This is a genomic window from Botrimarina colliarenosi (assembly GCF_007859955.1).
In the GTDB taxonomy this organism is placed as follows: domain Bacteria; phylum Planctomycetota; class Planctomycetia; order Pirellulales; family Lacipirellulaceae; genus Botrimarina; species Botrimarina colliarenosi.
The window spans coordinates 241,833-257,027 of sequence record NZ_SJPR01000004.1 but is presented as its reverse complement, the minus strand read 5'-3'; the positions used below and the strand labels follow the sequence as shown (position 1 = coordinate 257,027).

The window sequence follows — 15,195 nt, the reverse complement described above, 5'->3', positions numbered from 1 at the left end:
TCAATTGAGGGTTCTACCGCCCGTTCGGGCGGAGATCTTATTCCTATTTTTCTTTCTTTCGACGGAGGTTCCCATGAGGACCAACACACGACTTCCACGGGGTTTTACCCTCGTGGAGCTGCTGGTGGTGATCGCCATCATCGGCATCTTGGTGGCGCTGTTGCTGCCGGCGGTTCAGGCGGCCCGTGAGGCGGCCCGCCGCAACTCCTGCTTGAACAACATCAAGCAGCTCGGCTTGGCTCTTCACAATAGCCACGACACGAAGCAGTACTTCCCGCTCGCCGGCTCGCGGGCCATGTTCGCTGGCACCGGCAACGCCGGGCAATTTGTTAGCGTGGGAACGGCCTCGGCCACGGCCCCGAACGGCACCGCTGTAGCAAACAACCTGGATAGCTTCAGCTGGATCGTCCAGGTGCTCCCCTTCATCGAGGAGAACACCCTCTACGACAAGATCGCCGATGCGTCGAACAACCTCCGAGGTGACGCGTTCGTGACCGCCAATACGGCGCCGAACTACACACTGACCGGCGGGACGACTGCGCGCGTCGCGAAGACCAACCCCTACTTCTGGGAAGTTCAGCTCGACGCCGTAAAGTGCCCCAGCTTCGATGGTGACGACACGGCCGGTCAAGCCGGACCCGGTAGCTCGGAAATGGCTTCGGGCAACTACGTGGCGATTCCGTCGACCCACTACGACGTCCAAGGGGGCTCGCTCGGGAGCTCGTTGGCGACCTCGTCACCCGCCGCCCCGGGCGGTGACGACTGCCGGACCGGCGCCTACTGTGGCAACGGCATCCTCTCGTTCCCCGGAATCGTGAACAACCAGTTCACACGCAAGGGCCGCAACTTCGCGGCGATGCGTGACGGCACGGCCAAGACCGTCGTCTTCACCGAATCCCGCGAGCAAAACTTCTCCGCTTGGTACAGCGCCGCGGCCTCGTACGTCGTCGGCATTTGGCCGAACCGCCCCGCCAACGCCTTCCCGGCCGCGGCGACCAACCCGCAGATCACCGCCGGGACCGCGACCGGCCCGGTCGGCACCTGGACGTTGAACAGCAACAAGGGGGTTGCTTTGAACCAGGGCTCCAACAAGTCGACGACCACCCCGACCAACGAAACCGCCAAGTGGTACGCCTCGGCGGCAGTGTTTCCTCACTTCAACAAGGAGCGTCGTTGGGGACCGAGCTCGAACCACCCCGGCGTCACGCTGCACGCCTACGGTGACGGGCACTCGGGCGCCGTGAAGGACGACATCGTCGGTGACGTCTACATGCACCTGATCACGATGTCCGGCAACGAGCCGGTCAACCAGTAGTGATCGCCTAGGCGTCCCAACGCCGACTGTTGTGAAACGATCGACCGTCGCGGCGACCCCGAGTCGCCGCGACGGTTTTTTCATTGGAACCCTGATCAATCTGGATGACGGAGCGTTGCAGTGAACGAGTTGCCGCTTGAAGTCTCTTGTGCCGAACTGAAGGGGCGTCTCGACGACGGCGTCGAGCTAATGCTCGTCGATTGCCGCGAACCGTTCGAGCATGAGGTAGTGCGACTGCCAGACGCCTGCCTGATGCCGATGGGGACGATCCCGTCCCGGGTCGCCGAACTGGCGGCTGTCGAGGGGCCCCTGGTCGTCTACTGCCACCACGGGATGCGCAGCGCCCAGACCGCCGCGTGGCTGCGCGAGAACGGCGTCCCGCAGGCCCAGAGCCTCGCCGGCGGCGTCGACGCTTGGGCGACCGAAATCGACCCGACGCTGCCGCGGTACTGAGGCCGTCGAGTCTTTTGGAAGACGTTGTGGTAGCGCTGCCCGAGGCTAGCGCCGACGGCTCAAAAAAGTGGGCCGGCGCTTGAGCCGTTGGCGCTAGCCTCGGGCAGAAGCAAAGCAAGGGGCCGTTGCGTTACGATCCCCTTGCGGAAGTGGCGAACGGTTGGCACTATAGGGGGCTCGCGTCGCGAGACGCGGGATAATTCCACACGCCGCCGTGGCGGAATTGGCAGACGCGCATGGTTCAGGTCCATGTGCCCGCAAGGGCGTGGAGGTTCGACTCCTCTCGGCGGTATTGGTTTTTTTGTGCGGTCTCGGCTTGGCTATCGCCAAGACCTCGCCGCGCAGTGTTTTCGGCGCGGTCTCGGATTGGCTTTGCCAAGACCTCGTCGCGCGGGGGGTTTCGGTGGGAATCGGCTGGGCGGTCGCCACGATCTTTTCGCCGACATCTCCTGGAGTTCTATCCGCGGCTAGCGCCGACGGCTCACGGTCTATGAGCCGTCGGCGCTAGCCGCGGGTGGCGCCAAGTTGGGTGGTTTAGCCTGGCTGCTTTCCTATTTAATTGGCGAGCCGCCCGACGGCGGTCGGCGGAGGATCCATGCGAATCGTCCGCTACAAGGTCTCGAGCGACACCCCGAGTGCTGTCCCCACGGACCATCGCGCTCACTGGGGCCTCCAGCTCCCCAACGGCATGGTGAACGTCGCGTCGGGTGATCCCTTCGACGGCGGGCTGGCCGACACGGGCGAACCGGCCGAAGTCGCCGAGCTGCTCGCCCCGGTCCAGCCGACATCGATCCTCTGCATCGGCCTGAACTACGCCGCCCACGCCGCCGAAGGGGGCAAGTCGGCGCCCGAACGGCCCGTGCTGTTCATGAAGACGCCCACGGCTGTCCAACGGCCCGGCGGCTCGATCCTCCTGCCGCGGCGGCTCCTCAGCACCCGTGTCGATTACGAGGCCGAACTCGTCGTCGTCATCGGCAAGCCTTGCAAGAACGTTTCGCGCGCCGACGCGCTCGACTACGTGTTGGGCTACACCTGTGGCAACGACGTTTCGGCCCGCGATTGGCAGCGTGGCGGCGGCGGGGGCCAGTTCTGCCGCGGCAAGACGTTCGACACGTTCGCCCCGCTTGGCCCGGCGATCGTGACGACCGACGAGCTCGGCGACGCCGGCGACCTGCGGATCACGACGACCCTCGGCGGCGAACTTCTTCAAGACTCGCGCACCAGCGACCTGATTTTCGACGTGCCGACGCTCGTCGAGTTCCTTAGCGCGAGCACGACGCTCGCCGCCGGGACGGTGATCTTCACCGGCACGCCGTCAGGCGTCGGCTTCGCCCGCACCCCGCCGCGGTGGCTGCTGCCCGGCGACGAGGTGACGGTCGAGATCGAGGGCATTGGCAAACTCACCAACCCGGTCGTCGAGGAAGAGGCCGACGGGCTGACGCATTGGACCCTCCCCGCCGAGTAGGTCAGTTGTTTTCGCTGACGCGGGGCTTCTGAGCGGACGGCGCTAGCCGCGGGTTGAGCAACCTCCGCCGCAACCCGCGGCTAGCGCCGTCGGCTCACGTAAGAACGAAATGCTTTACCCCTTCGTTAGCGTTAGCAGCGCCACTTCCGGCGGGCAGTTGTACCGCAGCGGGAAGAGCGAACCGCTCCCGCGTCCGACATGCATCACCGTCCGTCCGCGGCGGAACGTCCCGGCGGCGTAACGGACCCCGTGGCGGCTCGGGCAGAGCAGGGGGCCGATCGCCGGGAAGCAGACCTGCCCGCCGTGGTTGTGACCCGCAAGAACGAGATCGACGCTTTGCCGAACCGCCCATCCGAAGCGATCGGGTGTATGGGCTAGGCAGAGCACCAACGATTCGGCGCCGGTGAGCGGCGGCTCGGCGACGAACCAAGGCCGTTCGTCGCCACAGAGCGTGATCGTTTCGCCCTGTCGCTCGACCGCAGCGAGCAAGCCCCCGACGTCGACGAGTCCGGCTTCGGCGAGCCGTCGCCGGAGCTCGGCGGCGTCGATCTTGGCGTCGTGGTTGCCGAGCACGAAGTAACTGCCGAGCGTTGATTCGAGCCGCCCGAGCGTTGTGTCGACCCACTCGAGCTGAGGCGTGTGCTCGACGATGTCGCCCGTGACGCAGACGAGATCGGGCCGCCAGGCGTTGACCTCATCCACCAACTCGGCGAAGTACGCCTCGGTGAGCCGTCCCGACATGTGCAGGTCGGTGAGGTGGGCGACCCGGAGGCCCTCGAGCGGCTTGGGCAGTCGCTCTAGCGGAACGGTGAGGTGCTCGAGTTGCGGCCGCAGCAGCGTGTTGCCGGGCAGCGTCGCGATGCGATCGAGTGTGCGATCACGCGTCGCCCCGCGGCCCAGTTTGGCGTGCAATTCGACCGGGACGACCCGGGTGATCTTGGTTCGTCGGTCGCGGGATGGATCCCAATGCAGGCCGACCCGCGTCACGGCGACGACCGCCAGGGCGGCGATCGACAACCAGGCGTAGGCGACGAGCCAGCTCGGCGCCGCCTCGCCGGGCGAACGCAATAGCAAGATGGCGGCCGCGACGAGCGGCAGCCCACAGCAGGCCGCCCCGCAGAGCTGCGTGAAGAAGTCGATCAGCTTGCGATTCCAGCCGAGGCCGTGCAGCCGATTGACCAGTTCAACCCAGAGGGCGCCATGGCCGATGAAAGCGAGAAACCAGAACACCGATTGCATGGACGAACTCGGAGGTCGTGCGCCGCGTCGGGCGCAGCCGAGCGACCCACGAGGCTAAGCGACGGGCGTTTCGTCGCCCCGGTGCGCCCCGACGGCTCTTTCGACCGTCTCGAGGAGTTGATCGAGCCGGAAAGGCTTGAAGAGAACCGCCTTGAGACCCGCCTGCCGCGCCTTGACGATCACGTGGCCCGGATCATAGCCGAATCCGGTCATCAGGATCAGCGGCGGCGTTTCTTGCAGCTCTTTGAGCTGCACGAGCAACTCGTAACCGCTGCAGTCGGGCAGGCGGATGTCGGCGAGGATCGCGTCGTAGAGCTTACAGCCCGACTCTTCCGAGGCGTGCCGGGCCATCGACAAAGCCTCTTTGCCGTCGTGAGCCGTCTCGACGACACAGCCGTAGCGTTCCAGCAGGTCGTGGGCGGCCGACCGGACGGTGTCGTCGGCGTCCGCCACCAAGACGCGAGCGCCGAACAGCAAAGGCCGCTCCTCGACCCGCACGCAGGCGGGACGGGCCTCGGTCGGCGCCATCGAGCGGCCGACGTCCTGGATCACCTGCTTGATGTCGCGGGCGTTGCGGAGGATCTTCTGCAGCCGTTCCACCACGTCGGGGTCGTGCCCGATGTAGCGTTCCATGACGTTGACGGCGTCGTTCAGGATGTCATCGACCGGCATCGCGACGGCTGAATGGATCGCCTCGACGCTTGCGACGGCGGTCGTCGCCTTCTCGGCGGCGAGCAGCTCCATCGTGTTGAGGGCGGCCGCGACATCGCGGGCGAAGATCTCAAGGAACTGCCGGTCGCTCTCGGTGAAGGCGCCCGCCTCGGGCGACTCGACGTTGAAGGTGCCGATCACGCGCTCGTGCAGCAAGAGCGGCACCGTGAGCGAACTGCGGGCCCCCTGGGCGCCCTCGATGTAGAGGGGGTCTTCGCCGGTGTCTTCGCAGAGGTAGCTCTTGCCGGTGGCGGCGACGAAACCGGTCACCCCGTTGCCGGTGGTGGCGCTCTGCAACGCCCGGCCTTCGGCTTCGGGGATAATTCCAAAGGCTAAGAGCGGGAGAAGCTCGTTGGTCTCTTCGTCGAGCGTGCGGACCTCGACGACATCGTACTGCAGCACGTCTTGGGTGCAGTGGAGGATGTTCGACTTGAGCAGTTCGATACGCTCGTCGAACTCCATCTCGGCGACCTCCTCGGGCGTGAGGTCGGCCAATTCGATGCCCGCTTGGTGAATCGCCGCCAGCTTCTGCTGCTCGAGCTGTTCGGAGGTGACGTCGCGGATCGTCACGATTAGATGGTCGGCGGCCTCGCCATCGAAGCACTCAACGGGGGCGGCGTTGACGCGGTAATAGCGGTTGTCGTCGCACCGCAGCGTCGAAGCGGCCGACTTGCCGGACGAGAACGCGGCGTCGAACGGCTTGAATTCGGGGCCGAGGATCTCGGGGGCGCCGAGCACGCTGTAGAAGCTGTCGCCGACGACTTCGCTGCGGCCGGTCCATTCACACAGGCGGCCATTGCCCCAAACGATGCGATTTTCCCTGTCCAGCAGCACAACACCGTCCGGCATGCCCCGTAGCATCTGGACGTTGAGGATCATCTGCGTCGCGTCAGCGGCGACTCCCAGGCCTTCCGCTTCGGCGTAGACGCCCTCGTACTCGCCTGTCGCCAGCCGGCTCACGGCCCGGGCAAGGGATCGGACGGGGGTCACTTCGTAGTGGGGACCGAGCTGCTGGGCGAGCTCGTCCGACGCCTTCCGCTCGCTACAGAGGCACAGGATGCGATGCATAGACGCTGAGCAGTCGCCCGCAGGGGCTTCGTTGAGCGTCTTGGTCGATTCGCAGCCAGGGGCTTGCGACTCGGCGCGGGTGGTCGTGCCGGGATGGGACACGCGGGCGCCTGCGTAAGTTGTGGTGGGGCCGAAAACTTCGGGAGGGCAGTTCGAGGTTGCCAACACCCCCCCTCCAGCCGCGTTAATCGGGTGTGAAAACCTTAAAAAAGGCCTTCTTCAGCGATTCAGGCGACTGGCCGGCGAGGTTAGGGCGACCTCCGGCGGGATAGCTACAGCAGGAGAGTCGGCGGCCACGCCGGCTCTTCCTATTCTTCAAAGTATAGGGACCCCGCTGCTGGGGAACAACACAACTGCTGTCAGTACTTACGAAACATCGGTCCCGTTGGGTCTACCGATTGAGAGCTCTTGGCGGTTTACGCGAGGGTTGCGGGCTCATGGGGGCGGGTTACACCGCTTTGCTCCGTTTACAGCGGTAACGACCGCGCAGACGCGGAGGCCTCCGCCCCGTAGACTGTTGTGCTGCGCCCGGCTCGCGGGCCCCCACGAAGTAGCGAGACGCCCTCCCCGACCCCCCGCCCCATGTCTTCCCCCTCCCGCGGCGGCCAGCCCGCCCTTCGTAACGTCGCGATCATTGCCCACGTTGACCACGGCAAAACAACGCTGGTTGACCAGCTGTTGTACCAATCCGGCCGCTACCGCGACGCCGAACTGGACAAGCTGGCCGGCGGCCAGCACGGCCTGGTTTTCGACTCCAACGACTTGGAGCGCGAACGGGGCATCACGATCTTCAGCAAAAACTGCGCGATCGGCTACGAGTCGCTCGCCGGGGATCGGTACCGGATCAATCTGATCGACACCCCGGGCCACGCCGACTTCGGCGGCGAAGTCGAGCGGGTGCTGATGATGGCCGACGGCGCCCTGCTGGTGGTCGACGCCTTCGACGGCCCGATGCCGCAAACTCGATTCGTTCTACAGAAGGCCCTCGCACAGGGTCTGCAGCCGATCATCGTGGTCAACAAAATCGACCGCCCCGACGCCCGACCGGACGAGGTGGTCACCGAGATCTTCGACTTGTTGGTGGACCTGGGCGCCGACGACCACGTGCTCGACTTCCCGGTGGTGTTCGCCTCCGCCAAGCAGGGCTACGCCGGCCTGCGGCCCGACGAGCGGCCGGCCGACATGCGGGCGCTGCTTGAGAAAATCGTCACCGAGGTTCCGGCGCCGCGTGGCGAGCCCGACGAGCCGACCCAAGTGCTCATCACCACGATCGACTACTCCGACTATGTCGGTCGGATCGCCGTCGGCCGCGTCCTGGCCGGAGCGGTGGTCGACCGACAGCGTGTCGCCGTGCTCAACCGTGACGGCGACATCACCCAGCAGCAGATCGGGCAGCTCTTCACGTTCGACGGACTCGGAAAGGTCCAGGCCGAACGGGTCGAGTGCGGCGACTTGTGCGCGATTGTCGGCCTCGACCCGATTGGGATGGGCTACACGGTCGCCGCCCCCGAGGCGCCCCGCGTCGCCGCGGCGGTGACCATCGACGAGCCGACGCTCCACATGATGTTCCGGGTCAACGACGGCCCCTTCGCCGGCAAGGAAGGGGACCACGTCACCAGCCGCAAGATCGGCGAGCGTCTGGAGCGCGAGCTCCGTTCGGACGTCGCCCTCCGCGTCTCACCGGGCGACACCATGGAGCAGTACCGCGTCGCGGGACGCGGATTGATGCACCTGGGCATTCTGATTGAGAACTTCCGGCGGGAAGGCTTCGAGCTCTGCGTCGGCAAGCCACAGGTCGTTTCGAAGTTCGAGGACGGCAAACGGCTCGAGCCGGTCGAGTTGCTCGTCGTCGACGTGCCCGAGGAGTTCGAGAACGCCGTCATGTCACTGGTCGGCGACCGCCGGGCGCAAGTGCTCAAGATGGGCAAAAAGACCAGCGGGGCGTCGTTCACCCACCTCGAGTTTTCAATCCCCTCCCGCTCCCTGATCGGGCTGCGGACCCGCCTCTTGGCCGCGACCCAGGGGAACGCCGTGGTGCACCATACGGTGCTCGGTTTCGAGCCGCCGCGTGGCTCCGTGACGCTCCGCGCCAACGGCGTGATGATCGCCAGCGAGCCGGGCCAAGCCACCGCCTACGCGATGGACGCCCTCGACGACCGGGGCGTCTTCTTCGTCCGTCCCGGCGATCAGGTCTACGAGGGCCAGATTGTCGGCGAGAACTGCAAGTCCGACGACATCGTCGTGAACGTCGTCAAGGGCAAAAAGCTCACCAACATGCGGGCCTCCGGCAAGGACGACAATTCGCAGGTCCGGCCGCCCCGCGATATGTCGCTCGAAGCGTGCCTGGAGTACATCGACGACGACGAGCTGGTCGAGGTGACCCCGACTTCTATCCGGATGCGGAAAGTCATCCTCAATGAGTCCTCGCGGCGCCGCGAGTCGCGCCGAGCCGCTGCGGTGACGACCGCGTAACCGGCGCAGCCGTTACAACGGGCTTCTGCGGGTTCGCACCGAGAGACGCTTGGGCGTGAGCTAGCCTTGCGCGGAAGCGCTGCGGCCGCCTACGCCGCACGCCATGCCCGCCGTGCAGAGGCCCGCCCATGTCGACCCCGTCTTTGTCTTTCCCGTCCTCCGCCCCGGTTCGCAAGAACCGCCGCGGGTTGTCGTACTTCGAGACGCTCGGCTGCTTGGTCGGTGTCGCCGGGGGCCTGTGGATCGGCGCGCAGTATTTCAATGTCGATCTCAACGGGGCCGCCTACCAGGCGCTCAATGAGACCGAGATGCTCGATCAGATCCCTGCCGAGTGGCGCCCCGCCAACCCCGACTGCCCCGACGGCGATTGTCCCGACCCGGCCGAGGCGCGTGCCGCTGAACAGTCGCGGCTGAACGCCAAGCTTGAGGAACTCCGTTTCGAGGTGGCTCGTCTGTCGGGCGGCGTTGACGAGACGCCCGCGTCGGTCGACGAGTCAACCTCGCTGACGCCCGCCGATGTCGCCGTCCGCGACCGGACACACGTTTACTGGCAGAAACTCTCGCGGATCGTCTTCGAGGTGACCGCCATCCAGAACTTGGTGGAGCCCTACGCCGGCACCGAGCAGCAGCCGCGGGCCCTGGCGGTCCGCCGGCGCTCGATGGAGTACGGTCACGAAGCGACCAGCCTGCTCGACGTCGAGGGGGTCGATCCGGAGGCGATCGCCACTGGCGTACGGGTTTCCGAGTGGTTCACCCACAGCGCCGAACAACTGCAAACCGCCCTCGAACTGAAGACCCGCCAGCCCGTCGGGGGCCGCTCGGTCTCGGGGGCGGAGCTCTGGGCCCAGACCGAGGCCGAGGTCAGCAAACGAACCGAGTTGGTGCGACGCAAGTCGCAGGAGACGTCGGCTTACCTCACGTCGAAGTACTTCGCGGAATTCCCCCCCCTGGGGCTGTGACCGTTCCCCGGGGGACGTGGGCCGCTGTTTGTTGCTGGCGTCCGTATCCCTAGCTAGGATGCATAGTCTCGCCTAACGCCCCGACCGCCCCGGCGGCCGGGATAGCCGTCGCGCCAGCGGGCGCGCCTGAAACGCACCGGAACGATGAAGAAGACCGCCTTCCGCTACCTGTCGGCGTCGCTCGCCGTGCTGCTCGCCCTAGACACCGCCGCGGCGGGCCGTTGGCTCCGCTCGTGCTGGACGCCGCCGACCGAATGGGTCGAATGCTGCCCCGAGCCGTGCTGCCCACCGCCGGTTGATTGCGGGTGCGTGATGGAGCCCGTCTCGTGCGATCCGTGCTGCGGCGAGGCCATGGCGCCGACCTCCCCGGTGGCGAGCGACTGTGGCTGCGAAGGTGAGACGAGCAGCTCGACCTCCGTTGAGGTTTACGAGCACCCGTCGCCGCAGCCGACCCCAGCCGTTCCGCAGGAACCGATGGTCGTCGAAGAGGACGGCGCTGAGCTGGCTCCCGTCCAGCCCTTTGGACAGGGCTTCCGCAGCGACACGCCGACCCCCGCGCCGGTCCCGAACGAGCCGCCGAGCAACGACTGGAACGCCGGCTTCGAGGAGCCCGTCGACGAGCCGATGGACGCCGCGGAGCCGATGGAAGACGCCGAGCCGATGGACGAACCGGCCCCGGCGCCGATCCCGCCCGAAGACGACCTCTTCAGCCCACCGGCCGAAGAGCCCGCCGAAGAACCCGCCGCGGAGCCCGTCCCGGCCGATGACTTGTTCAACGAGCCGGCTGTCGAAGAGCCTGCGGACCTCTTCGGCGAAGACCCGGTGGCCGACGAGCCCATGGCCGACGAGCCCGAGATCGACGAGCAGCCGGCCCCGGCAGACGACCTGTTCGGCGAGCCCATGGAAGAACCCGCCGCCGACCAGCCGGCCGACGACCTGTTTGGCGACGCTCCGGCAGCCGATGAGCCGATGAGCGAGGAGCCTACCGACCTTTTCGGCGACGAGCCCGCCAACGATGAGCCCGCCAACGACGAGCCAGCCGTCGAGGCGCCCGCTGACGACCTGTTCGGCGAAGAGCCGATGGCCGAGGAGCCGGCCGACGACTTGTTTGGCGACGAGCCCGCTGCCGAAGCGCCCGCTGACGATCTGTTTGGTGACGAACCGATGGCTGAGGAGCCCGCCGACGACCTGTTTGGCGATGAACCCGCCGCCGAGGCGCCTGCTGACGACCTGTTCGGTGAGGAGCCGATGGCCGAGGAGCCTGCCGACGACTTGTTTGGCGAAGAGCCCGCCGCCGACGAGCCAGCGGCCGACGAGGCGCCGATGGAAGAGGCGCCCGCCGAGGAGGAGGCCCCTGCGACGGAAGAGGACGACTTCGGCGACCTGTTCGGTAGCTTTGGCGCCATCCTCCGGGAGCCGGGCGGGGTTGAGAGCTCTCGCGATCGGACATGGGTCGATAATTCCGGCCGCTTCTCGACGATCGGCCGCCTGATCGCGATCGACGACGGCGCCATCCGTCTCGCCAAGCAGGGGGGCGGTTTCGCCTCGGTGCCGCTGTCGCGACTCAGCCAAGCCGACCTCGTGTTCGTCAGCCGTCAGTCGCTCGCCCAGAGCCAGGCGAGCGATGCGATGATCGCCCGCGGCGGCCGAAAGGCAGCCGAGCCGAAGCAAGCCCGCTCTGAGAACGCTCCGGCCAAGAACGTCCTGACGCTCCGCACCGCTCAGCTCTGAGGCGAGGCGACGGCGAGCCGGGTGAGAATCCGCTCGGCGGCTTGCTCGCCCGAGTGGACGCATTGCGGCACGCCAACGCCCCGGTAGGCGGCGCCCGCCAGCTCGACGCCGAGCCGTTCGGCGGCGGCGTCGATCGTAGCGACGCGGTCGAGGTGTCCCACGTGGTACTGCGGCATCCGTTGGGGCCACCGCGCCGTGAAGGCGAATTCGGGCGCGCCGCGGAGCCCGACGAGCGACGCCAGTTCTTCGCAAGCGATCTGCGTGAGTTGATCGTCGTCGAGTTCGGCCAGTTCTGGCTGCAGCGCTCCGCCAATAAAGACGCGGATCAACGTCCGGCCCTCGGGCGCACGGCCCGGGAACTTGTAGCTCGAGAAGCTGGCGGCAATGAGCCGGCGCCGCTCGACCGTCGGCACGACGAAGCCGAAGCCGGCAACCGGTCGGCCGATCTGAGCCGCTTCGACGCCGAGGCAGACGACCGAGCAACCGGCGTACTCGATCTCAGTGAGGGTTTCGCCCAACTTCTCATCCAGCGGCCGCAGCAGCCGGCCGGCAGCCGGGGCGGGTAGCGTGACAATCAGCTCGTCGAAATCGCCGAGCGCCGCGTCGTCCGCTCCGGTGGTCAGCCGCCAGAAACCGGTGGGAAGCCGGGCGATCGCTTCGACGGCGCAGCCCGTTCGCAAGCGATCCTGGGGCAGCTTGGCGACGACCGCTTCGACGAGTTGCTGCATCCCGCCTTGCGGAGCGACAAACAGCCCGTAACGGGCGCCACTCTCGGTCCGGTCGGTTGGCGTTGTCCGCCGGAGGGCGGCGCGGGTGAGGCTGCCATGCTCGCGTTCTTGGCGGACGAACTGCGGCATCGTGGCCGCCATGCTGAGCCGTTCGGGGTCGGCGGTATAGATGCCGGCCACCAGCGGCTGCACCAGGCGCTGGAACGCCTCGCGGCCGAGCCGCCGTCGGGCGAACGCCGCGACGCTCTCGTCGGCGCCATCGCGGCTGGTCGGCACGAACGCCTCGCAAGCGAGTCGCGCCTTGCCGGCGAGGCTGAGGATGGGCGAGGCGAGCACCGGCCAAGCCCGCTGCGGCGCTATGAGGACAAATCCCTCGGGGACACGCTCGATCTTGCCGCGGCTGACGACGAGCGCTCGGCGCCTTGTGGGATCAGTCGGCAGCAGCTGCTCGGTGAGGCCGACCCGCTCGCAGAGGTCGGTCGCCCACGGGTCGCGCGTCAGAAAGTTGTCGGCGCTCCGCTCGACGAGGTAGCCGTTGTGCTCGACGGTCTCGAGGACGCCGCCGAGCCGTGGCGTCGCTTCAAATAGCCGCCAATCGACGCCCGCCTCTTGCAACCTTAGCGCAGCGGCGAGGCCCGTGATGCCGCCGCCGAGGATGGCGACACGCGCAGAGCGGTCTGGGGCGGGATCGGGCACGCAGGGGCACGCTGGGGAGAGTCGGTGGCTTCCCGTCCAAACTACCAGCCGCCGGTACGCGGGGCCCAGGCCCAGTACCCGGGGGGCGGGCCGCCGAGCCGCCACTCGAGGCCGGTGGTGATCGTCAGATTGTTGAGCGTGCTCGTCTCATTCTGCCCGATGGCGATGTTGTCGGCGAACTCCAGCCGCCAGGCGATCTTCGGGTTGATCTGGTACTTCAGACCGACCGCCAGCGGCATCGTGTAGAGCGAGTCGTTCTGCTTCAAGCCAAAGTCGTTGGTGTAAGCGACGTCGGTCAGGCCGACGCCCACACGGTAGTAGGGCCGCAACCGCGAGTCGCCCCACGGGTAATACAGCAGGCTGAAGTCGCTGATGAACAGAGTGTTATCGGTGACGAGCGCCGTCTGGGTCGTGTTGAGCAGCTCGGGGCTCGACCACGCGACACGGACCTGGGCGCCCCAGTAGTGATCGAAGTCCCAGCCGAGGCCAACAGCGGCGAGCAGGTCGTTGTTGGCCCGCACATTGGCCGCGACGCGGTTGCCCATCAGCAGGGCGCCGCCGTCGAGCGAGAGTGCCACGGGGCGATTACTCCAGCTGGTGCCGCGGAGCGGCTCGCCCGGGCCCATCGCCCGGCCGTGGGTCGAGCTGTGTCGCAAGTCGAGCTGCCGATAGATCCAAGGCCGCGGCTCGGGGCCGCTCTGCCAGGGGCCGACGCCCGCCTCGGTGGGGGGGCTCAGGAACGGGGGGACGGCGGTCTGGCAGCCGACACAACCAGCGTCGCCGGCCGGCGCCGCGAAGACGGGGTTTGGCGCCGCCATCGGCGGCGGACCCCCGCCAGGCGCCTGTCCCACGGCCGACGTGGCGAGCGCGCAGAGCACCACCAAACAGGCGAGCAGGTGGCGCGGCGTTTGACAGGCTCCGACCATAGGCGGGCGGAGGTTAGTGGCCCGCCGCTGTGCCGGCAAGATCGCCAGACGCTGGCGCCGACGGCCCCGTCGCTGCTAGCAGCTACAGCGCCTGAGCCGTGTGGCTCGCCGGCTCCGACGCGGCGGAGGCGCCCTCGTCGATCGCCGTGGTGGTCGCCGCCGTGATGGTGGCGTAGACGTCGCACGTGGCGACGAACGATTCGCCCAAGTCGGTCGCGATCGTCACGGGGACTTTGACCCGTCGAGCGTCCCCCTTGGCGGTGAAGCGGACCGTCACGATTTGCTTGATGTCCTCGGTGTCGCTCTTCTCGAACGCAAAGCCATCGTCGTCGCAGCGAACTTCGGTGATCCGGAACGGCCGCTTGCCCCGGACGAGCAGCTTCTTGGTGACCGTTTCGCCCTGTGGGACGTCCCCCAGGACAATCGTGTCGGGGGCGATCGAGAGCTCGGGACGCACATTCGCCGAGATCTCGAGCGGGATCCGCGGATTGGCGCCGTCGTTGGTCACGAGCACCAGCTGTGTTTTCAGGTAACCGGCCGGCGCCGTATCGAGCAGGCGAACAATCAAGTCGTAGATCACCCGGCCGCCGTTCCGCTCGCGCTGGACGAGATCGGCTTCGAGGTAGTCGTTCGAGGAGCGGACGTCGTCGATACTCCAGCCGCTGCGGCCGGCGAAGCTGACCGAAACGGTCTTCTCCTGCGGCGTCCCCTGATCAATCTGCCCAAAATCGACCGAGCCCGGCTCGAAAACCACGTCGCCGCGGATATTGCCGTGGACCCGCACCTGGACCTGAGCCGGGTAGGGTTGGCGGATCTGCACCGTGAGGGTCGCGCTGTGCAGACCGGTGAAGGTCCGGGTGTTGAACGTCGCAACGACGTAGCCGGTCTCGAAGGACTTGATGATCGGGTGCTCGAGGTCGGCCGAGGTGCAACCGCAGCTCGAGCGGACGCTCTCGAGGACGACGTCTTCTTTGTAGATATTCTTGACGGGGAACTTGAAGACGGTGTCCGAGCCGCGGGCGACGACGCCGAAATCGTGGTCGGTCTCGTCGAACATCTTCCGCGCCCAGTCCTGGGCCGACGCCGGTCCAGCAGTAGCGAGGGCCAGCAAGGCAAGAGCCAAACGGCGACGGACGGGGCGGATCATGGCGGCAAACCCTCGTAGCGACTTCGTTGAACGACGGAAACGCACGCGCGTACCTACAGCTTGTGGAAAAGCACCCCGTCCGGCAATCCGCATCGACGGTTTTACAGGGGTTGCTTGTCATGAAACCGGCGTTTTACCCGGGTTGTGATACGGATTGAAACGATTGGGTCGTGTCGGGCGCACGCGCCAACTGGCGATTTTTGTTTGCTAGCGCCCAGCAGCAGAAACACCTGGACCGCGGGGGGCGGTGCGACCGAAGCGGCGGCCGCGTATAACCGGCGGCTG

11 protein-coding genes and 1 tRNA gene are annotated in these 15,195 nt (G+C 67.0%); 7 read left to right on the top strand and 5 right to left on the bottom strand.

The window, feature by feature from the left end; all coding sequences use genetic code 11:
* Window positions 1–73 precede the first annotated feature (73 nt).
* The 4 genes from Pla108_RS15130 to Pla108_RS15115 all read left to right on the top strand — a co-directional run bounded on the left by Pla108_RS15130 (window position 74) and on the right by Pla108_RS15115 (window position 3,233).
* Window positions 74–1,315: a DUF1559 family PulG-like putative transporter gene (locus tag Pla108_RS15130; RefSeq protein ID WP_146445800.1), complete on the top strand. Its 1,242-nt coding sequence runs from the start codon at window positions 74–76 to the stop codon at window positions 1,313–1,315.
* Between the two features lie 120 nt (window positions 1,316–1,435).
* Window positions 1,436–1,768 (top strand): rhodanese-like domain-containing protein, encoded by a 333-nt coding sequence (locus Pla108_RS15125; RefSeq protein WP_197526599.1) that lies wholly within the window; start codon window positions 1,436–1,438, stop codon window positions 1,766–1,768.
* Between the two features lie 208 nt (window positions 1,769–1,976).
* A tRNA-Leu gene (locus tag Pla108_RS15120) sits at window positions 1,977–2,060 on the top strand.
* Between the two features lie 303 nt (window positions 2,061–2,363).
* On the top strand, window positions 2,364–3,233 hold the full coding sequence (locus Pla108_RS15115; RefSeq protein WP_146445799.1) for a fumarylacetoacetate hydrolase family protein: 870 nt from the start codon (window positions 2,364–2,366) through the stop codon (window positions 3,231–3,233).
* Between the two features lie 114 nt (window positions 3,234–3,347).
* Here the strand turns inward: Pla108_RS15115 and Pla108_RS15110 are convergent, their stop codons facing one another.
* Together Pla108_RS15110 and Pla108_RS15105 are read right to left on the bottom strand one after the other, a co-directional pair.
* Window positions 3,348–4,472 carry a metallophosphoesterase gene (locus Pla108_RS15110; protein WP_146445798.1) on the bottom strand — a complete coding sequence of 375 codons (1,125 nt, stop codon included), beginning with the start codon at window positions 4,470–4,472 and terminating at the stop codon, window positions 3,348–3,350.
* A gap of 54 nt (window positions 4,473–4,526) precedes the next feature.
* The gene (locus Pla108_RS15105) at window positions 4,527–6,251 is read right to left on the bottom strand and encodes a hybrid sensor histidine kinase/response regulator (RefSeq protein WP_146445797.1); all 1,725 of its coding nucleotides are present in this window, start codon (window positions 6,249–6,251) and stop codon (window positions 4,527–4,529) included.
* Between the two features lie 582 nt (window positions 6,252–6,833).
* Here Pla108_RS15105 and typA point away from each other — a divergent pair.
* The 3 genes from typA (at window position 6,834) to Pla108_RS15090 (ending at window position 11,413) form a co-directional block, all read left to right on the top strand.
* Complete coding sequence (gene typA / locus Pla108_RS15100; RefSeq protein WP_146445796.1) at window positions 6,834–8,723, top strand: translational GTPase TypA; 1,890 nt, start codon at window positions 6,834–6,836, stop codon at window positions 8,721–8,723.
* A gap of 128 nt (window positions 8,724–8,851) precedes the next feature.
* Window positions 8,852–9,682, top strand: a complete 831-nt coding sequence (locus Pla108_RS15095; protein ID WP_146445795.1) for a hypothetical protein — start codon at window positions 8,852–8,854, stop codon at window positions 9,680–9,682.
* Between the two features lie 144 nt (window positions 9,683–9,826).
* A complete protein-coding gene (locus Pla108_RS15090; RefSeq protein ID WP_146445794.1) occupies window positions 9,827–11,413 on the top strand; it encodes a nucleoporin in 1,587 nt (528 codons plus the stop codon).
* Here Pla108_RS15090 and hemG read toward each other — a convergent pair.
* The 3 genes from hemG to Pla108_RS15075 all read right to left on the bottom strand — a co-directional run bounded on the left by hemG (window position 11,404) and on the right by Pla108_RS15075 (window position 14,910).
* A complete protein-coding gene (gene hemG / locus Pla108_RS15085) occupies window positions 11,404–12,837 on the bottom strand; it encodes a protoporphyrinogen oxidase (RefSeq protein ID WP_197526598.1) in 1,434 nt (477 codons plus the stop codon). The genes Pla108_RS15090 and hemG overlap by 10 nt on opposite strands.
* A 41-nt stretch (window positions 12,838–12,878) precedes the next feature.
* Window positions 12,879–13,763 carry an outer membrane beta-barrel protein gene (locus Pla108_RS15080; protein WP_146445792.1) on the bottom strand — a complete coding sequence of 295 codons (885 nt, stop codon included), beginning with the start codon at window positions 13,761–13,763 and terminating at the stop codon, window positions 12,879–12,881.
* Between the two features lie 82 nt (window positions 13,764–13,845).
* A complete protein-coding gene (locus Pla108_RS15075) occupies window positions 13,846–14,910 on the bottom strand; it encodes a DUF1573 domain-containing protein (RefSeq protein ID WP_197526597.1) in 1,065 nt (354 codons plus the stop codon).
* Window positions 14,911–15,195 lie beyond the last annotated feature (285 nt).